At 61.6% G+C, this 19,091-nt stretch carries 15 protein-coding genes; 8 read left to right on the top strand and 7 right to left on the bottom strand.

Annotation, left to right across the window (positions count from 1 at the left end; genetic code table 11):
- Positions 1-33 precede the first annotated feature (33 nt).
- The 6 genes from AC1Q5B_RS17820 to AC1Q5B_RS17795 form a co-directional block, all read right to left on the bottom strand.
- Positions 34-1,752: a phosphoethanolamine transferase gene (locus AC1Q5B_RS17820; protein WP_162108749.1), complete on the bottom strand. Its 1,719-nt coding sequence runs from the start codon at positions 1,750-1,752 to the stop codon at positions 34-36.
- Positions 1,745-2,641, bottom strand: coding sequence for a cation diffusion facilitator family transporter (locus AC1Q5B_RS17815; protein ID WP_056881658.1), 897 nt, complete (start codon positions 2,639-2,641; stop codon positions 1,745-1,747). The genes AC1Q5B_RS17820 and AC1Q5B_RS17815 overlap by 8 nt, the downstream gene beginning before the upstream one ends.
- 81 nt (positions 2,642-2,722) lie before the next feature.
- Positions 2,723-5,911 carry an efflux RND transporter permease subunit gene (locus AC1Q5B_RS17810; protein WP_056881657.1) on the bottom strand — a complete coding sequence of 1,063 codons (3,189 nt, stop codon included), beginning with the start codon at positions 5,909-5,911 and terminating at the stop codon, positions 2,723-2,725.
- Between the two features lie 11 nt (positions 5,912-5,922).
- Positions 5,923-6,960 carry an efflux RND transporter periplasmic adaptor subunit gene (locus tag AC1Q5B_RS17805; protein ID WP_056881656.1) on the bottom strand — a complete coding sequence of 346 codons (1,038 nt, stop codon included), beginning with the start codon at positions 6,958-6,960 and terminating at the stop codon, positions 5,923-5,925.
- Between the two features lie 10 nt (positions 6,961-6,970).
- Positions 6,971-8,239 (bottom strand): TolC family protein, encoded by a 1,269-nt coding sequence (locus AC1Q5B_RS17800; RefSeq protein ID WP_492632823.1) that lies wholly within the window; start codon positions 8,237-8,239, stop codon positions 6,971-6,973.
- Between the two features lie 54 nt (positions 8,240-8,293).
- Positions 8,294-8,698: a hypothetical protein gene (locus AC1Q5B_RS17795; protein ID WP_056881654.1), complete on the bottom strand. Its 405-nt coding sequence runs from the start codon at positions 8,696-8,698 to the stop codon at positions 8,294-8,296.
- A 152-nt stretch (positions 8,699-8,850) separates the two neighbouring features.
- On the opposite strand from AC1Q5B_RS17795, the gene AC1Q5B_RS17790 reads away from it, so the two are divergent.
- Both AC1Q5B_RS17790 and AC1Q5B_RS17785 read left to right on the top strand, forming a co-directional pair.
- Complete coding sequence (locus AC1Q5B_RS17790; protein ID WP_056881653.1) at positions 8,851-9,213, top strand: hypothetical protein; 363 nt, start codon at positions 8,851-8,853, stop codon at positions 9,211-9,213.
- Between the two features lie 47 nt (positions 9,214-9,260).
- A complete protein-coding gene (locus AC1Q5B_RS17785) occupies positions 9,261-11,843 on the top strand; it encodes a heavy metal translocating P-type ATPase (protein ID WP_492632822.1) in 2,583 nt (860 codons plus the stop codon).
- Positions 11,844-11,948: 105 nt separating this feature from the next.
- Here AC1Q5B_RS17785 and AC1Q5B_RS17780 read toward each other — a convergent pair whose 3' ends face one another.
- A complete protein-coding gene (locus tag AC1Q5B_RS17780) occupies positions 11,949-12,575 on the bottom strand; it encodes a DsbA family protein (RefSeq protein ID WP_056881651.1) in 627 nt (208 codons plus the stop codon).
- Positions 12,576-12,813: 238 nt separating this feature from the next.
- On the opposite strand from AC1Q5B_RS17780, the gene AC1Q5B_RS17775 reads away from it, so the two are divergent.
- From AC1Q5B_RS17775 to AC1Q5B_RS17750, 6 genes are all read left to right on the top strand, one after another.
- Complete coding sequence (locus tag AC1Q5B_RS17775; protein WP_162108754.1) at positions 12,814-14,601, top strand: reverse transcriptase family protein; 1,788 nt, start codon at positions 12,814-12,816, stop codon at positions 14,599-14,601.
- 317 nt (positions 14,602-14,918) lie between these two features.
- Positions 14,919-15,734 carry a hypothetical protein gene (locus AC1Q5B_RS17770; protein ID WP_162108755.1) on the top strand — a complete coding sequence of 272 codons (816 nt, stop codon included), beginning with the start codon at positions 14,919-14,921 and terminating at the stop codon, positions 15,732-15,734.
- A gap of 329 nt (positions 15,735-16,063) precedes the next feature.
- Positions 16,064-16,639: a manganese efflux pump MntP gene (locus AC1Q5B_RS17765; protein WP_162108756.1), complete on the top strand. Its 576-nt coding sequence runs from the start codon at positions 16,064-16,066 to the stop codon at positions 16,637-16,639.
- Positions 16,636-17,214, top strand: a complete 579-nt coding sequence (locus AC1Q5B_RS17760; RefSeq protein WP_162108757.1) for a cytochrome b — start codon at positions 16,636-16,638, stop codon at positions 17,212-17,214. Before AC1Q5B_RS17765 ends, AC1Q5B_RS17760 begins: the two co-directional genes overlap by 4 nt.
- 236 nt (positions 17,215-17,450) lie before the next feature.
- On the top strand, positions 17,451-18,188 hold the full coding sequence (locus tag AC1Q5B_RS17755) for a DUF8608 domain-containing protein (protein WP_492632821.1): 738 nt from the start codon (positions 17,451-17,453) through the stop codon (positions 18,186-18,188).
- 218 nt (positions 18,189-18,406) lie between these two features.
- The gene (locus AC1Q5B_RS17750; protein WP_162108759.1) at positions 18,407-18,985 is read left to right on the top strand and encodes a hypothetical protein; all 579 of its coding nucleotides are present in this window, start codon (positions 18,407-18,409) and stop codon (positions 18,983-18,985) included.
- Positions 18,986-19,091 lie beyond the last annotated feature (106 nt).

The following is a 19,091-nucleotide window of genomic DNA, read 5'->3' as shown; positions in this document are numbered from 1 at the left end:
GCCGGGCGAGAGGTGAGGGGCAATACGGGAGCCTCATGGCGAGGCTCCTGCCGTGGTCTGGCATCCCGAAAACACATCGAGCTTCGGGTCGTAAGCCGTAGTGCTGACCTGCATCAGACCGAGCACGGAATGGAACAGGTTGTCGTGACTGATCGGCTGGCTTGCCCGACTACGCACGCACGCGGTGTTGACGCCTTTACCGCTGGCCATGCCCGGTGAAAGCCAGGCCACCATCGGCACCTTGATCTGGGTGTCCGGCGCAATGGAGTAGGGCAAGCCGTGCAGATAGACGTTGCCTTCGCCCAGCGACTCGCCGTGATCGGAGACATAGATCATCGCCGTGTCGTGCGTGGTGTCTTGCGAGAGCATCTGGATCGTCTTGGACAGGAAGTCATCCGTTTCCAGGATGGCGTTGTCGTAGGCGTTGACGATCTCTTGCCGCGTGCAGCTGCCCAGATCCGAGGAACGACAGTCAGGCCGAAACTGACGGAGTGCTTCCGGATAGCGTTTGAAGTACGCCGGCCCGTGATTGCCCAGTTGATGCAGAACCACCACCGTGTCGCCGGGGTTGTCATCGATCACATCGTGCAAACCTTGCAGCATCACCGCATCACGGCAGGCCTGGTCATCGCACAGCGAGCTCTCCGGCGGCTTGCGGTAGGACTCGAAGGACAAACCATCGCAGACGCCCTTGCAGCCGGTTTGGTTGTCCCGCCACAACGTCTTGACGCCGGCCCGCTCCAGCACGTGTAGCAGCGACTCGGAACCCACGATGTTCTCGCGGTCGTAGTTGCGCCGGCCAGCAAGGGAGAACATGCAGGGCACGGAGACTTCCGTGTTGGACCCGCACGCAGTGACGTCGCTGAAGTTGATGACGTTCAACTTCGACAGCTGAGGCGTGGTCTGCCGTTCGTAGCCGTTTAAGCCCCAGTTCTGGGCGCGCACGGTCTCGCCAACCACGACCACCAACAGGTGGGACTTGGTCGAGGGCGCGTGCGCCTGCTGCCGGGCATCGGCCGCCACGACCTGGCGCGGCAGCTTTGGGCTCCCGGCCTCTTGGCTGAGCACGCGCGTGATGGACGCCAGGTAGTTGCCCGGCGCGATCAGGTAGCGCAGCGCTTTGTCATTGCGCATCAGCGATGACAGATCCTGGAACGTCGCCATCACCCCGACGCATGCAATCAGAAACATCGCGCCCAGGAACAACGTCCGCCGCAACAACGCTCGCTTGATCGACACCCGAGGAAAGTGCACCAGCCACAACGCGGCAGCAGGCAGCACGCCCATCAACAGGACGGTTCCCAGCATGTCCCACGTCAGTAACTCGCGCGCCTCCTGCGTATCGGTTCTGATCACGTTCCGGACCATGCTCGGATCCAGATAGACCGCATACGTGCTAGCGAAGTAGGCCGCCGAAGCGGTGGCCACCAGCAGGACCGCCAGAACAGGTCGGGCAATCCAACGGTTGAGCACCAAGCCGAACAGCAACGCATGCAAGCCGACCAGGGCGGCGGTCACCCCGATGTAGAAACGCAGTTCTCTCGCGCCGCTCAGGACGCCTGATTCTTTGACACTGGCCCAGAAGGCGCCGTTTGCGGTGAACGCAAAGAAGACGGCAACCATCAGGATGACCAGCTCCAGGCTCAGCGCCACCCGCCAACGCGGACGGTGTGCGCTTGTTGAACCTCGGAGCGATGTGTCTTGGAATCGGGCGAACACCTTGCGGAAACTCGCTCGATTCCGGTCAGGCATGGCCCACCTCGCTTCTGCACGAAGTGCGTTCCACCTGCAAAGTCACATCATGGATATCGAACTGCTGCTCGATCACCCGGGAGAGTTCGACTTGGATCGTGTCCGGATCGGGCACTCCCGCCGCCAGAACGATGTGAGCCGTCAGCACGACCTGCCCAGTCCCCAGCGACCACACGTGCAGATCATGGACCTCCTGCACGGCCGGCATCTCGATAAGCCGCTTACGGATGGCCGCTACGTCCATGCCTTCCGGCACACCCTGCATCAGGATATGGCCGGCCTGCTTGAGCAGGGTCCAGGTACGGGGTAGCACCCACAGGCCGATCAACACCGCAATGATCGGATCGACCAGCGTCCAGCCCGTGACCTTGATGACAATCGCACCAATGATCACACCCACCGATCCGAGCATGTCGCTCCAGACCTCCAGGTAGGCACCCTTCACATTCAGGCTGGTGCCACTGCCGGCCCGTAGCAGACGCATAGAGATCAGGTTGACGATCAGACCCAGGGTGGCGATGACCAACATGCCCGTGGACGCAACTTCAGGCGGCTCACGAAAGCGCCCGACCGCCTCCCACAGGATGTAACCGGCAACCACGAACAACAGACCGCCGTTGATGATCGCGCCGATGGCTTCCATACGGGCATAGCCATAGGTGCGGCGAGCATCAGCCGGACGTCGACTCATACGCACCGCGATCAGCGACACGGTGAGGGCGATGACATCGGTCATCATGTGCGCCGCATCGGATAGCAGCGCCAAGCTATTTGTTACCAGACCGCCGATGATCTCGGCGATGAGGAACGTGGAAGTCAGGCCGAGCGCCCACCATAGGGGCTTCTCGTACCGGATCTCGGACGTTCCATGATCATGCCCTGTGCTCATGCGTGTTCTCCTAAGAACAGATGCAAAAGAGCGGCTAGGAACGGGGTATGGCGGCGGTGCGTACACCGCCGCCGTGCCCTGTCACGATTTCATGTGCGCCGGGGTGCGATTGAAGCGGGTGTGCACCCACCGGTAGAACACCGGCAGTACCACCAGCGTCAGCAACGTGGAGGAGATGATTCCGCCAATGACCACGGTGGCCAGCGGACGCTGCACTTCCGAACCCGCACCGACATTGAGCGCCATCGGGACGAAGCCCAACGATGCGACCAATGCCGTCATCAGGACGGGGCGCAGACGTGTGAGCGCACCTTCCCGAATGGCTTCGGCCATGGGTTGTCCGCTCTCGCGCAAGCTTCGGATGAAGCTGATCATCACTAGGCCGTTGAGCACCGCCACACCGGACAGGGCGATAAAGCCCACGCCTGCCGAGATCGACAGCGGAATTCCGCGCAGTGCCAGCGCCAGTACGCCACCGGTCAAGGCCAGCGGGACCCCGCTGAAGACGATGAGCGCGTCCTTGGCCGAACCAAAGGCCATGAACAGCAAGGCGAAGATCAGCACCAGGGTCACCGGCACGACGATGGACAGACGCTTACTGGCCGAGATCAACTGCTCGAAGCTGCCGCCGTACTCGATCCAGTACCCGGTCGGTACCGTGACCTGCTTGTCGATAGTCGACTGCAGTTCCGAGACGAAGCTACCCAGGTCTCGATCGCGAACGTTGGCGGTCACGATGATGCGTCGCTTGCCGTTTTCGCGGTTGATCTGGTTGGCGCCCTCGGAGATCTCTACGCGCGCCACTGAACTCAGCGGGACGACCTGCGCCTGCGCGGCGTTGGCCTGCGTACCCACCGACTCATCAGCCTGGTTGGCCGCGATGGCCGCCGTCAGCGAGATGGGCAATGCCGAGAGCGCGGTGGGATCCAGGCGCTGCTGTTCCGGCAGACGCACGACAATGTCGAAGCGTCGATCGCCTTCAAACAGCTGGCCCGCCACCTCACCACCGATGGCCGTGGCCACGTTGCGCTGCACGTCAGCCGGATTCAGGCCATAGCGTGCCAAGGCATCCCGATCGGGCAGCACCGAGAGCATGGGCAGGCCAGCAGCCTGTTCCAGGCGAACGTCAGCTGCACCGGGTACCTTGCGGGCGGCGGCCTCGATCTTCTGGCCCACTTCCAGCAACGTATCCAGGTCATCGCCGTACAGGTTAATCGCCACGTCCGCGCGCACGCCCGAAATCAGCTCGTTGGTACGCATTTGGATCGGCTGGGTGAACTCGTAGTTGTTGCCGGGGATCTTCTTCATCTCCGCCTCAACTTCCGCCACCAGGTCCGCCTTGAGCTTGCGCGGGTTGGGCCACTGATCACGCGGCTTGACCATCACGAAGGTGTCAGCCACCGACGGCGGCATCGGGTCGGAGGCGACCTCAGCCGTACCAATCTTCGACCACACTCGCTCCACTTCTGGGAACTGCAGCAAACGTTCTTCCACGATGCGTTGCATGCCCAAGGACTGGGTCATGCTGGTGCCGGGAATACGCATGGCCTGAAGCGCGAAGTCGCCCTCATCCAAGCTGGGAACAAACTCGCTACCCATGCGAGAGGCGAGCAGCCCACTGCCAACCAGCAGGGCGATCGCACCGATGGCCACCAGCTTGCCGCTACGCAGGCTCAGATCCAGCAAAGGTTCGTAGCGCCCACGGAACCAGCGCATCAGCCAGTTCTCTTTCTCTTCGACCTTGCCACCGAGCAACATCGCCACGGCAGCGGGCACGAAGGTCAGGGACAGGATCATCGCGCCCGTCAGCGCCAGCACCACGGTGATGGCCATCGGGTGGAACATCTTTCCTTCCACACCGGTCAGGGCAAAGATCGGCAGGTAGACGGCGGTGATGATGCCCAGACCGAACAAGCTCGGTCGGATCACTTCGGCCGATGCGCTGGAGGCCACTTCAAAACGCTCTTCCAGCGTCATCTCACGCCCGAGTTCATGCTGACGTTCGCCAAAGCGACGCAGGCAGTTCTCGATGATGATGACCGCGCCGTCGACGATCAGACCGAAGTCCAGTGCGCCCAGGCTCATCAGGTTGGCCGACACGCCACCGCGCTCCATACCGGTCAAGGTGAACAGCATCGACAGTGGAATCACCGCAGCCGTGATCAGAGCAGCTCGGAAGTTGCCTAGCAGCAGGAACAGGATGACGATGACCAGCAACGCGCCTTCGATCAGGTTCTTGGCGACCGTGGTAATCGTGCGATCCACCAGCGAGGTACGGTCGTACACCGGCGTGGCAGTAACGCCCTTGGGCAGACTCTTGGCCGCTTCCTGAAGCTTGGCGGCCGCGGCTTGGGAGACGTCACGGCTGTTGGAGCCCACGAGCATGACCACCGAGCCGAGCACGACCTCGTGGCCGTTCTGGGTTGCCGCACCAGTACGCAGTTCTTCACCGTCGGCCACATTGGCCAGATCACGAACCCGAATGGGCACACCGTCACGACGGGTGACGACGATCTTCTGAATGGCAGGAATGTCCGAGACCTGTGCCGGCACACGCACCAGGAACTGCTGGCCGTTACGTTCGATGTAGCCGGCGCCCACGTTCTGGTTGTTGGCCTGCAGGGCCGTCACTACATCTTCAAAGGTCAGGTCCAGCGAGCGCAGCTTGGCAGGATCAGGCGTGACGTGAACCTCACGCTTGAAGCCGCCCATGGTGTTGACTTCGGTCACACCCGGAACGTTGCGTAGTTGCGGACGAATCACCCAGTCTTGCAGCGTACGCAGATCGGTGGCGGTGTAGGGCGTGCCATCGGGTTTGCGGGCTTTGGGATCGGCATCGATGGTGTAGGAGAAGATCTCGCCCATACCGGTGGCAATCGGACCCAGGGTGGGTTCGATACCTTCGGGCATTTGCGCCTTCACTTGCGCCACGCGCTCGGAGACCTGCTGACGCGCAAAGTAAATGTCCGTCCCGTCCTTGAACACGACGGTGACCTGGGACAGCCCGTAGCGGGAGATCGAGCGGAAGTACTCCATCTTCGGCAGACCGGCCATGGCCGTCTCGATGGGGAACGTGACGCGTTGCTCGGCCTCCAGTGGCGAGTAACCGGCCGCTTCGGTGTTGATCTGAACCTGGACGTTGGTGATGTCGGGGGTGACATCGATAGGGATCTGACGGGCACTCCAGATGCCGATGGCGATCAAGGCCACCGTCAACGTCATGACCAGCCAGCGATGATTAATCGCGACTTTTATGATTTTTTCGAGCATGACGGTCTCCTTTAGTGCGCGTGTGTCGCGCCGGACTTTTCGATGTCCGCCTTGACCAGGTAGCTCTGGGTCACCACGATGTCCTCGCCGGCCTTCACGCCTTCCAGCACGGCCACTTGCGTGGAGTCACGATCACCCAGCTTCACCGGCCGCGCCGTGTAGGTATCGCCGTCACGCACAAACACCACGTCCTTGCCGTCCATGCTCTGGATGGCCGACTGCGGAATCACGACGCCCGCATCGCTTGTGGACATCGTGATTTGCGCCTTGACCGCGGTGCCTGGACGCCAGAAGCCATCCTCGTTGGGCAGTGCGGCACGGGCGACCAGGCTCTGGCTCGCCGTTGACGTGCTGGGCAGCACGCGTTCGATGGTCGTCGTAGCGCTGACGTTGTCGTACAGGCGACTGACCGTGACGGCCACGCCCGGACGCAGGTACTGCGCATCGGCCCCGAACACATGCAGGTCGACCCACACCTTGGACAGATCGCCGATCTCAAACAGCGGCTGGCCTTCGGCGGCTACGCCACCGACACTTCCTTGTCGACTGAGGACGACGCCGCTGATCGGTGCGGTGATGGTGTAGGTGGTGAGGCTGAGATTGCTGTGAACCACGGCCAGCGCTTGGCCTTGACGCACGGTATCGCCCACATTGGCGCGCAGGGCACGCACCACACCGGGATAGCGCGCAGTGACCTGGGCCACGCCGCCTTCCATCGGCGTCAGCACGCCTTGGACTTCCAACTCGTTCTTGATGGCACCCTCACTGACCTTGGCCACTTTCACGCCACTCTTGTCAGCTTCTTCCTGCGGGATCGTGGTCTTCTCGGCACCTTCTTCTGCATGACCGCCGGCTTCCTCACCGTGGCCAGCTTCCCCTTCCTCGTGCCCGGCTTCGCCTTCGGCGCCGTGATCATCACCCTCTGCGCTGGCCTCTTTGGCAGGCGCCGTTTTCTCTTCCGCGGCGTCCTTGGAACCACCGCAAGCGGCCAGCATCAGGACAGCGCCCAGCAGCAACGTCGGAGCTGCAATCTTTGCAACGTTCTTCATTTGGAAATCCTTATGGGGTGGTGGTGCCGCTGGCGACGATCGGCTGCCCGGTCAGGCGCTGGATCTCGATCAGGGCAGCTTGTGCGTCGACGGCCACTTGCAGTTGGCGCACGCTGGCTTCCACGCGTTGCGCCTGCAGCTGCGACCACTCCAGATAGCTGATCGCACCGGCTTTCCACGCGTACTCGGCGGCCTTCTCAGCCTTCTCCAAGCGTGGAATCACGTCGGTACGCAGGCGGCCGACTTCCAACCGTGCCGTGGAGTAATTGCCGTAGGCGTTGGTGAGCGCGGAGTACAGATCGATGCGCAGGGACTCGCGTTCGATCGGCGTCATCGCCAGTTCGGCTTCAGCAGCACGGATGCCCGGTGCGGCGCGGCGTGCCGACCCCAGCGGAATGCTGATGCCGGCCATGAACCCCACATCGCTCGTAGCACGGTTGTAGCGTCCACCGGCCTGCCACTGCAGATCATGCGTAGCTTGCGTACGAGCCAGACGTAGTTGGGCTTCACGTACACGCTCCACGCCCGCCAACTCAGCAAGCTCGGGTGTGTTCTGCAGATACTCACTCAGTGCATCGAAGCTCTGCAGTTCCGGCAGCACCAAGGGATTGCCCGCCGCCACGGTGAAGCTGGGCGTACGCTCATTCCACAGGGCCGCCAGGTTCTGGCGCGTGGCCGCTTCATCGGCAATGGCACGATCCCGATCCAGCTCGGCCGTGGCCAAGGCCGCCTGTGCGGTGAGCACGACGGACTCAGGTGACGCACCTGCGGTCAGGCGGGTACGTGCTGCATCGACAGCGCGCCTACGTTGAACAATGTCCAACTCGGCGATGCTCTTGCGCTTGGTCGCCGCGGTGACCGCCAGATAACGCTGCGCCGTCTCGGCCAGCAGGTCCAGCCTTGCCATCTCACGCTGCGGCGCCAACGTATCAATGTTGGCCAGCGCCAGGGCTTGCCGGGCGTTGAGCTTGCCGCCGCGCTCGATCACCCCAGCCAGGGTGACCGTGAGCTCGGCCTCGCTGAAACCGCGATAGTTGCCGGTGCCGAGCGTGTTTTCGATGGTTGCGCCGAGGGTCATCGGGGGCTTGAGGGCCGCCGATGCCAGATTGGCATCCAGGACCTGACGACGTCCGTCGAAGATGCGCAGGTCAGGGTGTGTCGTGGCAACGCGCGCAATGGCGTCGTCCAACGAAAGGGTAGAAGAGGGCGCCGTCCCCGTCTGCGCGTACGCAACGGGCACGACCAAAAAGGCAGCGCACGCTGCCAGTCGCAACCACATGAGGTATCTCCGATTAGGCGAAAGAACGATGCACCGGCAAGCCGGCGTGCAGCGTTAGGCCGTAATCGGGGGACGGGTTAGGGACAGCGGCTGCAGGGAATCCAGCGGCTGGATCTCGTGCACAGGCGCGATCGCCTGAGGAGCGAGCGGATCGACCACAAGGGCGGGCGAGGGAATAGCCACCGGGTGGCCGCACGCATGGGCGCCATGGACCAGCGCGTGCAGCAGATCGCCGGCCGAACCCTCGTCCTGATCGCCGGCATCCTGATCAACCACCGCGCTGGTGGCGTCATCGCTGACATCGCAGTGCTCCGGATCGGCATGATCGGCCACGGCCTGGGCCGACTCGTGGATATCGCCCACGGCCGCCAGCACCGGATTGGCCACCACCGCGAACAACAGCAGTGCCAGCGCCGGGAGGCGCAGGAGACGGCTGAGTTGGCGCAGGGCGCGTTTCATAGTGGGGGTATGGTAGTCAGCCCATTGCGCGTTAGACAATCACGTAATTCAGAAAACAGCGCTTCTTGTTAAGGCGTTACGGTGTAACAGCGCTTGGCGGACGCGAGGGTGTTCGGTATCGTCGGGTCATTCGTGCAAGCCGGGGCCACCGAGTGCGCATCCTGACCGCCAACGCCAAAACCTGGCTCGCCTTGGGCGTGTTGTGGCTGGTCGCGGTGGCAGTGCAGGCCCATCCGGTCTTGACCCAGCTCGGGCAGTTGCATGGCCTTGAGCACCAAACCACTCATCTCAGCGCCACTCAGCACGCGCACGACGCCAGCGGCGATGTGCCCGGTGAAGACGCCAAAGGCGCACACAGCCTGTTCCATCATTCGGACGTATGCGCACACGCGGTGATTCTGCCGGACTTCCCGGCACCTGGGCCGCTCATCCCCGGTCAGGCCTATACGCCCATCGCTGCGGTCCTGGCGCTGGCCCAGCGCTCTACGCACCCCTTACGCCCACCCATCGCGTGATCGCGCGGGCGCACGCCGCCTTGGCGTAGCCCCTACTTTGGGATCGCGTGCGCCGGTCGCAACGACCGTGCTGTCGCGTGGCACTCACCTGCGCTGTGGACACTCAGGTTCATCTGCGCAGCACTGACGAGATCGATATGGATACCTCCCCTGGCAAGTTGCGCCTGGACATTCCCGTTGTGCTTCCCCACGTGCGGGATGCCGCCGATGCGTGCATCGAGCGCCTGCAGAGCGAACTGCTCGCGCGGCCCGGCGTTGACCGCGTCCACATTCGACCTGCCGAGGGGGAGGGGCCGGGCCAACTGTGCGTGCACTTCGATCCGCAGGTGATGTCGCTGGCTCGCATTCGCGAGCTGGCCCAGGCCGCGGGTGCACGCGTCACGGAAAGCTTCGGTCACGTGACCTGGACGGTCACCGGCATCGGGCATGAGCGACGCGCCCGCAACGTGGCCGAACAGATGAGCTCGGTGTTTGGCGTACTGGAAGCTCGCGCTAGCTCGGCCGGTACGGTGTACCTGGAGTTCGAGCGCGAAAAGATCGACGAGGGCGGACTGGAAGCCTCCTTGAAGCGCATGGGCGTTGCACGCGTGGCGACGGGCAAGCCGTCCCAGCATGAGGATCACGCCGGTCATACGCATGACGGCAAAGAGGGCGAGCACGGGGGGGAGAAGCACGACCACGACCACGCCGGCGGCTTGCTCGGCCCCAACGCCGAGCTGATCTTCGCCCTGACGTGCGGTGCATTGCTGCTGGCGGGCTTTCTGATCGAGAAGTTCGCCGCCTCATTGCCGGGGTGGTTGTCCACGGCCTGCTACATCGGTGCGTACGTCTTTGGCGGTGCCTACACGCTGCTCGAGGCCTACGACAACCTCAAGCTCAAGCGCTTTGAAATCGACACCTTGATGCTGGTCGCCGCCGCCGGCGCCGCCGCGCTAGGCTCCTGGGCCGAAGGTGCGTTGCTGCTGTTCCTTTTCAGCTTGGGTCATGCGTTGGAGCACTACGCGATGGGACGCGCCAAGCGCGCCATCGAGGCGCTAGCCGAACTCGCACCCGACACGGCGATCGTCATCCGCGGCGAGACCACCACCGAGATTCCGGTCGGCGACCTGCAACTTGGTGATCGGGTACTGGTGCGTCCCAATGAGCGTCTGCCGGCCGATGGGTTCCTGCTGAAGGGCAACTCCAGCATCAACCAGGCACCGGTGACCGGCGAGTCCATCCCGGTGGACAAGCGGCCGGTGGAGGATGCCGCGCTGGCACGAAGCCGGCCCGACAGCGTCGATGCGGCCAGTCGGGTCTTCGCAGGCACCATCAATGGGGCCGGCGCGATCGAAGTGGAAGTGACCAAGCGCGCCGAGGATTCCGCGCTGGCGCGGGTGGTGAAGATGGTGAGCGAGGCCGAGACACGCAAGTCGGCCACCCAGCGCTTCACCGATCGCTTCGAGCGGATCTTCGTACCTGCGGTACTGGTGCTGGCGTTCCTACTGCTGTTTGCCTGGGTGGTGGTGGATGAGCCGTTCCGCGACAGCTTCTATCGCGCCATGGCCGTGCTGGTGGCCGCCAGTCCGTGCGCGTTGGCCATCGCCACCCCGAGCGCGGTCCTGTCCGGTATCGCCCGCGCGGCGCGTGGGGGCGTGCTGATCAAGGGCGGCGCGCCGCTAGAGGATCTGGGTTCGTTGAAGGCGATGGCCTTCGACAAGACCGGCACCCTGACCGAAGGGCGCCCGCGCATCATCGATGTGGTGCCGGTGGACGGCGCCTCGGAGACCGAGCTGCTGCAGGTAGCCGTTGCGGTGGAGTCGCTGAGTGATCATCCGCTGGCGGCCGCGATCGCGCGTGATGGTCGCAGCCGGTTGGATGCGGGCAAGTTGCCGACAGCCTCGGATCTGGAAAACCTGATCGGCCGCGGCGTCAAAGCCCGTCTGGGCGATCAGCCGGTATGGATCGGCAAGGCCGAGATGTTCGGCGCGGATGGAGTTCCCGCCCTGGGCGCCGCCGCGGCGGCGGCCATCGCCGCGTTACGCGAGCAGGGCAGGACGACCATGGTCGTGCGGTTGGGGGATCGGGAGCTCGGCGCGATCGGCTTGATGGACACGCCGCGCGAGGCGGCCAAGCAGGCGCTGGTGCGCCTGAAGGCCATGGGCATCGAGCGCATGATCATGATCTCTGGCGATCACCAGAAGGTGGCCCAGGCCGTGGCCAAGGAGGTCGGTCTGGATGAGGCGTGGGGCGACCTGATGCCCGAAGACAAGGTCGAGGCGATCCGCAAGCTGCGCGATCAGGACAAGGTCGCCATGGTCGGCGACGGCGTCAACGATGCGCCCGCGATGGCCAACGCCACCGTCGGCATCGCCATGGGCGCGGCCGGCTCGGACGTTGCCCTGGAAACGGCCGATGTGGCGTTGATGGCCGATGACCTGAAGCACCTGCCATTCGCCGTGGGCTTGAGTCGTCACACGCGCGGCATCATCCGGCAGAACGTCTTCGTCAGCCTCGGCATCGTCGCCTTCCTCGTGCCGGCCACGATCTTCGGTCTCGGTATCGGTCCGGCGGTGGCCGTGCACGAAGGCTCCACATTGTTGGTGGTCTTCAACGCGCTGCGTCTGCTGGCCTACAGGGACAGGTCATAACGCCACAGCCTCAAGCTGATGACATCACGGTCGCGGCGGCACCACGTCGTGATCCTTCTCTACGTCGTCACGGCCTGCCGAATACCTCGGCAGGCCGCGCCAAGATCAGGGCTTCTTACGGGTGCGCTGGAGTTCGGTTGCCACGAGCGCGCTCAATTGCTGAGGACCCAGTTCGGACAGCAGCTTGCCGTTGACGAAGAATGTCGGCGTGCCGCGAATGTCGGCCGCTTCCACGGCGGCCACTTCGCGTTTGATCAGGGTCTCGACGGCTCCGGTCGCCAGATAGCGCTGTGCGCGTGCGCGGTCCAGGCCCGCGGCGAGAGCGAACTCCCACACCTTCTTCGGATCCGACGCGCCATGGCTGGCCCACACAGGCTGGTTTCGCATCAAGGTCTCCAGCACCGGCTCAAACTTCTTCTGTTCCCGGGCTGCTTCCAGCACACCAATCGCCTCCTTGGATACCTGCCCATGGAAGGGTACGTAGCGGATCACCAGGCGCACGTCCTTGGGATGGGCGGCCAGCAGTTGCTTCACGTGGGGATACATCGCGCGGCAGGACTCGCAGGCCGGGTCGAAGAACTCCACGATCGTGACCGGCGCCGTTACCGGTCCCAGAGCCGGTGCGCCGGCAGGCGCCAAGGCGGCAGCGCGGGTAGGGGTTTGAGCCATCACCGGGCCTACCGCAACGAGCAGACTGAATCCAAGCGCGATCAGGACGGATTTGAACGACATCAGCTGGCATCTCCAGGGCAAGGAAGTCGCATTGTCGCAGATGCATCAACGCCGCCGCGCAGGCCCTGAGTGCCGTTGCGATCCTCTTCCGGCAAAGCCGAATGCATGCAGCTAGCGGGAGCCCCGCCGGCTGATATTATCGAGTCAGGGGTGGGCGTCCCTGCCTGTGGTTCAGGGCGCGAGTCGCGTCCGCCATCGCGGTATCACTTGCTTCTCCAGCACGGCGCCCACCCCTGCTATGAGCCTTGATGACTACATCCCGCAGTTGGCTCGACCGGCCAACGTTGAGCAACTGGCCAAAGCGCTGGGCGTTGCGACGCAGATCTTCACGTTCATCGCAGACAACAGCGAGCCTGAGCGCATCTATCGCCGGCATCTGATCCCCAAGCGGGCCGTCCGTGCATTGCCCTCGGTGCCTGTTGAGGACGCTCGGGGGATCGTCACGCTCTCGCTCGATAGCTTTGATCTGAGCAAGTACCGCGTCGTGTGGGAAGCGCACAGCCCGGTCATCAAGCATGCCCACAAGTCTGCCGCACGGGTACTGGAGCGTTACCTCTCCCGGCCCGGCTCCCTGTTTCCCCATGAGGCCGCCTTTGGCTACGTCAAAGGCCGATCCACACGACACAACGCAAGACGCCACGTGGGTGCCAAGCGGCTACTTAGCGCAGATATTCAGGACTTCTTTCCCTCCATCACGTTGGCGCGCGTCGAGCTCGCCCTGGAAGCGGCAGGCTTGCAGCCGGCAGTGACCAACGCTTTGGGGCGCTTCCTGACCATCGAAGGCACGCTTCCTTTGGGACTTAACGCCAGCCCGATGATCGCCAACCTGGTGGCAACACCCCTGGACCACGATTTGAATGCGTTGGCCAAGGAGTGGGGGCTCACCTACACACGCTATGCCGATGACATTACGTTGTCCGGCGATGGCGAACTGCCCACACGAGAGATCATCGAAACGGTACTCAAGCGTCACTTCTTCCGACTGAACAAGAGCAAGTTCCGCACCTCAAAGCTCGGCCAGAAGCACTACGTCACCGGCCTGAGCGTGGCCGACAAGGCCGCGCCCCACGCCCCGCGCGCGATGAAGCACAAGCTCAGGCAGGAGCTCTACTACATCGAGAAGTTCGGCTTCCTGGAGCATCTATCGCGGGGCGGCGAGGGGGGCACCGAACAGCACAACGTCAATCGTCTGGATGGCACGGTCAACTATGTATCCAGCATCGAACCGCGTCTGGCGCATCGACTGCGCGCTGCCTGGCAGAAGGTATGCGACGAGAATGACATCGCCAAATCATTTGAGCCTAGGCCCGTCATCCAGCTGCGACCTGCTTCGTGGTTCGTTGATGAGGCCGAGATCGTCCATCCGGATGGCACACGGCTTCTCGCGCTCTGCCTTGCCGACGTTCTGGAGCCTGGCCGGTTGGATACAGAACTACGGACGCTGTTCGCCGAAGAGGCCGGAGATGCGTTCGGGACAGCCGATCCGCTGTCTATCATCCAGAAGGGGTTGCATTGGAGTGATGCGACATGGTCCCAGCGTGAGGCCGTGGTCAAGCTTATCGCCGCCTCACCTGTCAGGGTCATGGTCGCCCTGGCGCCGCTGACTAGCCCGAGCGAGTACGCCAAGACCTACACCGACCTGCTTTGCGAGATTCTCGAGACGGCCCTGAAGATTGCTGATGACGCAGAGATCGCGATACATGTTGAGGAGAACCGTTCAAAGGTTTCGAGGGCGGACGTACAGGAGGCGGTGACCCGCGCCTACACCGAGCTGGAAGCCAAGAACCAGCGTCGACCGTTACAGGCACCAGAGGTCAACATCGTGTCCAAGGGAGCGACGCCCTGCTGCTGTGTACCCGATACCGTATTGGGCGCACTGCATCGCTATGCGGTTTCTCGCAAAGACGGAAAGGAGGGCTCACTAGCGGTCACCCTTTTCGAAAGACTGCGTAACCATTACTCAGTCATCTTCGACCGACATGCCAACAAGATCTATCACCATCGGTCGCCCTTCAAGCGTTGGTGAGAACGGCGTTTGAAGTATTCCATTTTTGCCCATTGACCGAGCCAAGAAGCAAGCCGTCGGCCGGGTTGCCATGGCCATTCCCGATGGTGCCGACTGGTCCATCTGTGGGGCCTAGTTGGCCTGGTAACGCTTACTGCAGTCGCCGCGTCCAGCCCGGAGGGGGACCCCAACTGCATTCTTGCTCGTTCGCGAAACTAGGGATTGCGCGGCTTGTTAGTCGCATCGCACAGCCCTAAGATCAATTTGTGTCGAGGGGCGCCCAACATATGTGTTTGGGTAAGCCGGGAGCGGGTAGTTTGGCCAGACTGGAGAGTGCATTGATATTTGAGCAAGCATTCATGGCTATGCCGGAGTTTCTAACGGGAACTCCATTTTCTGAATACCAGTTCGAGGCGACTATAGCCAATGCTTTTTCTCTTGCAATTCTTCAAGAACTGAACTCCCGCAATGTGCAGAACCCCATATCTCTGCTGCGAAGCGAGGTTCTTTATCACGGCACATCAAAGCACGCAGATGTTCACATCAATCTTTCATCGTTGAACATTTTCAATGAGAACTTTGCGTCGTATGGCTTCTACCAAGACAATTGGCTAGAGGCGAAGTTTTTCAGGCTATCAAATAGCGGTCAGCCGAACATACCGCCGCTTCACTCAACTTACTTGCTCTTAAAGGATGTTCTCAGGCTATGTATGTTGGTGCAGGATGCACCGCCTGGCGCAGACTCATCTTCCGGTAGATACCTTCTTCATGCCTATCAAGACAGCCCCAGCCAATACCTCGTCTACAAGCGGAACTCTGGCGGCTCTAGAACGGAGAGAGCTTGGCTGTCGCCCTTGATAACGCCAGGCGAACAACGCCTCGTCATTTCGGATCTTGGCAAAGAGCGAACCAAATCATTTGAGTCAAATGTTGGGAAGAAGGCTGCGCTCTACGAAGTTGACGCGCAGATTACGAACTTTGTTCATAAACCGCGAACAAGTAGCCCTAATGTCTACTACATCGTTCTGACAAGAATTAACGACTTTAAAATCTCAAAGGGGAATCTTTCATATGGAAGAAACAATGGAAGAACTTTTGGGAACTTGAGGTTCTTTCAGAATCTGGCTCTATCAGCGGATCGGCGTCTAGCCTGAGTATTCAGGCCGGGGCTCCGGTCAGCTCAGTCCTGTAATTTGCCTTCCGAGCGTCGTTGGTCGCCCCCAGCGCTCGGCCCCGGGCTTGCGGCAGCGCAGCAGGCTCGATATCCTGCGCCCCGATCTTCCTCCATGAGGAACGATCATTCCCTTGGGGAGTAGCCAGCTACCACGGACCGTGGGAGCCCGCACGTCAACATGATTGGCTTCACTAGGCCATGGCGCGCGGACCGATTGGGTGGCGAGACCAACGGATATCGACGTGACCCCGGTCGGGCGCGGCGATGTTCGTTCGTCCGCAAAGTCCCGACCGCAGGTGCTCGTCCCCCATGAATCCCGTTTCCATCCTTCTGCTCGGTCTGGCCATGTCCACCGATGCATTCGCTGCTGCGTTGGCCAAAGGCGCCGGCATGGTCAAGCCGACCTGGCCGCAAGCGCTGCGCATCGGCCTCATCTTCGGCGTCGTCGAAGCCATCACGCCGATGATCGGCTGGCTGCTGGGCTCGGCGGCGGCGAAATTCATCGAGCAATGGGATCACTGGGTCGCCTTCGCGTTGCTGTTCGCGCTGGGCCTGCACATGCTCTACAAGGCCTTCTTCGCCAAGGACGAGAAAGAAGACGCGGCGCCCTCCGGCTCGATGTGGAGCATCGCGCTTACTGGCCTGGCGACCAGCATCGATGCGATGGCGGTCGGCGTGGGCCTGGCCTTCGTGCAGGTGAACATCCTGGTAGTCAGCACGGTCATTGGCTTGTGTACGTTTGCGCTCGTCACCATCGGGATCATGGCCGGTCGCGTTCTCAGCACGCTGATCGGCAAGTGGGCCGAAGCGCTGGGCGGCCTGGTACTGATCGCGGTGGGCGCCACCATCCTCTACGAGCACTTGTCCGCCGGAGTCGCGCCATGAGTACCGAATCCACACGCGACGCCATCGTTATCACCGCTGCACCGACATACTACTCGCGCCTCGCCCGTCGGCTGCACTGGACGACGTTCGCGCTGGTGGTCATCGCCTACGCCAGCATCAATGCAAGGAAGCTGTTCGAACGCGGCTCGGACGAGCGCATCCTGGCCGTCGAGTCCCACTTCCTGGTCGGCATGGTCATCCTGATGCTCACGCTTCCCCGGTTGGTCCATCGCATGAAGGCGCCGTTGCCGCCGATCGTGCCGCCGCCGTCCGCGTGGTCTGCGCTGCTGTCGAAGACGACCCACGTGCTGCTGTACGCGTTCCTGATCGTGCAACCGTTGACCGGCATCGTGGCGCGGCTCGCAGAAGGGAAGGGCATCGGACTGCCTTTCACCGAGCGTGTCATCCCGTCGTTCTTCGGACCGCACGAAGCCTTGGCCGCCTTCCTCGAATCGGCCCACGTCTGGATCGGCGAGGCCTTCTACTGGGTCATCGGGCTGCACATCCTGGCGGCGCTGTTCCATCTGCTTGCAGGCAGGGACAACGTCATGCAGCGGATGACAGGCAGGAGCTGAGCGCAGCCTTCACTCACCGCAACAGTATTCCGGTCTCGTCAATGTTCGCTTCCAATCCAGAGTGGACATCATCCATCTCCGTAGCTGTTGACCTCTTCGGTTGCAGCTAGGCTTGTTAGTACGACCAGACTGGCCCTAAGATCGCGCAGCACGAAGTGACTAATCCAACGTTCGGTAGGCTGTGAGTTGCTGACGTAAACCGACCCAGAGCTCAACTGTTGGGCATGTAGACCTCTATGCCAGTTAACCAGAGAAACTTGCGGGACTCCTTTACGAAACAGAGGTCACCTGCGTGGCCCTGCCCAACATGCAAAGCAGGTCACTTAAGGATTGACAAAGACTCCATATCAGCCAAGGCAACGGCCGAGTCAGTTGCCGCACAAGATCATCCTGCGTGGGATCCGGACTGGACAACCTTAAGGTTTGTCGCGCTCGCAGTTTGCGATAACACCGACTGCCTTGAGGTAGCAACGATAAAGGGTAGGGGTGGATTGCAGCCGATAGGGCAGAGTTACGACTATCAGGAGTTCTATACTCCTGAGTACTTCGATCCATCACCTGCGCTTATCATCGTTCCGGAGCAATGCAAATCTGAAGTAAGATCAGAGCTAAAGATGGCATTTGCGCATGCGTGGGGAGATCCTACTTCCTCTTCTGCACACATTCGTACAGCAACCGAAAGACTCTTGGATCAACTCAGAATCCAAAAGTCTGTTACGGCCAAGGGCAAGCGACAGCGCCTGACGCTGCATCGAAGAATTGAGCTTCTCTCGGTTAAGAATCCCGAAGCTAGCGAGCTTCTATTGGCTGTCAAATGGATAGGTAATGCGGGAGTCCATTCGGGCGCTTTGACACAGCAAGAAGTGATTGATGCACTGGATTTGCTGGAGGGTGCGCTAAGTTCCTTGTTCGATCCTCACGCTAATCGTGTGAAAGTGTTGGCGAAGCGGATCAACAAGCGAAGGGGTCCATGAAGAGTTCTATAGAACAATTCATCGCCGGTCGCGCAAGTGGAATGCTGGGTTTGGGGTAGGGTACTTTGCCGGGCTCATGCGCAGTCAATGGCGCGATCGGCTGGGCGAGGCGTTCGGATATTGACTGTTTCTAATGGAATTTGAAGGATGCGTTGCTGTGCGGACCTCGTGCCGCCACCTGCGGTCTTTTTTTGCTCCATGTCCTGGGTGCTGATTGCATGAACTACCAGAACCGACTCAAAGGTGCTGTAACGCAATCTCTTGTGCGATCGTTGTTTGCACAGGCGGGACTTACAGTCGTGCCCCTTGGCATTGAGGAGACCGTTAGGGAGGTGGCGGATCTTCCCATGGATCAGTACGTTGGTTTGGGCCTACCTATAGCACTACGCAAATTGCCAGACTTCTTTGCGGCCAATAGGGAGCGGACAACTCATTGGCTGGTCGAGGTTAAGTACCGCCGCCAGTGGAGCGATGCGGTACGTGATGAGCTTGGGCAGACTTTGGCCCAGCAAGTTTCTACGTGGGACCCTCTTGTGGTCTTCATCTTCGTGGGGGAAACACCCTCACAGTTCGATCAGCCAAGCTCATGGGTTAGAGCGGCGCAGGTGAAGATGGATGGTGACGTGTTGAAGTTTAGGCCTCACGGCGGAGGCGACTACCTCCCTTGGGGGCAGGCGACATTCTTCAGCCTTCAACGCGTGCAAGACGTTTTTCCTCAGCTTAACGATGCGCAGCTTTGGGAGTCTTCCGCACTCAGGCTAACGCTTGAAATGTCGCGTGGACTAACTCGGCTATAGATAGGCGCGACGAGTTTGTACGTTGGAGCCGACGTCCCCCCGCTTTTGAGTAGCACGCCGGTTTGGAGTCCAATTCCCCAACCCCAGGAGATTGGACGTGAAGAAG

Source organism: Pseudoxanthomonas sp. GW835-FHT14C01 (genome assembly GCF_058793715.1).
This window is presented reverse-complemented; position numbering and strand designations above follow the sequence as displayed.

What these genes read in the sequence shown, in the direction of transcription:
- AC1Q5B_RS17780 (WP_056881651.1), bottom strand. Translation starts at nt 12,575, where the DNA reads ATGTCGTTCAAATCCGTCCTGATCGCGCTTGGATTCAGTCTGCTCGTT.
- AC1Q5B_RS17810 (WP_056881657.1), bottom strand. Translation starts at nt 5,911, where the DNA reads ATGCTCGAAAAAATCATAAAAGTCGCGATTAATCATCGCTGGCTGGTC.
- AC1Q5B_RS17765 (WP_162108756.1), top strand. Translation starts at nt 16,064, where the DNA reads ATGAATCCCGTTTCCATCCTTCTGCTCGGTCTGGCCATGTCCACCGAT.
- AC1Q5B_RS17750 (WP_162108759.1), top strand. Translation starts at nt 18,407, where the DNA reads ATGAACTACCAGAACCGACTCAAAGGTGCTGTAACGCAATCTCTTGTG.
- AC1Q5B_RS17760 (WP_162108757.1), top strand. Translation starts at nt 16,636, where the DNA reads ATGAGTACCGAATCCACACGCGACGCCATCGTTATCACCGCTGCACCG.
- AC1Q5B_RS17815 (WP_056881658.1), bottom strand. Translation starts at nt 2,641, where the DNA reads ATGAGCACAGGGCATGATCATGGAACGTCCGAGATCCGGTACGAGAAG.
- AC1Q5B_RS17805 (WP_056881656.1), bottom strand. Translation starts at nt 6,960, where the DNA reads ATGAAGAACGTTGCAAAGATTGCAGCTCCGACGTTGCTGCTGGGCGCT.
- AC1Q5B_RS17775 (WP_162108754.1), top strand. Translation starts at nt 12,814, where the DNA reads ATGAGCCTTGATGACTACATCCCGCAGTTGGCTCGACCGGCCAACGTT.
- AC1Q5B_RS17820 (WP_162108749.1), bottom strand. Translation starts at nt 1,752, where the DNA reads ATGCCTGACCGGAATCGAGCGAGTTTCCGCAAGGTGTTCGCCCGATTC.
- AC1Q5B_RS17800 (WP_492632823.1), bottom strand. Translation starts at nt 8,239, where the DNA reads ATGTGGTTGCGACTGGCAGCGTGCGCTGCCTTTTTGGTCGTGCCCGTT.
- AC1Q5B_RS17755 (WP_492632821.1), top strand. Translation starts at nt 17,451, where the DNA reads ATGCCAGTTAACCAGAGAAACTTGCGGGACTCCTTTACGAAACAGAGG.
- AC1Q5B_RS17795 (WP_056881654.1), bottom strand. Translation starts at nt 8,698, where the DNA reads ATGAAACGCGCCCTGCGCCAACTCAGCCGTCTCCTGCGCCTCCCGGCG.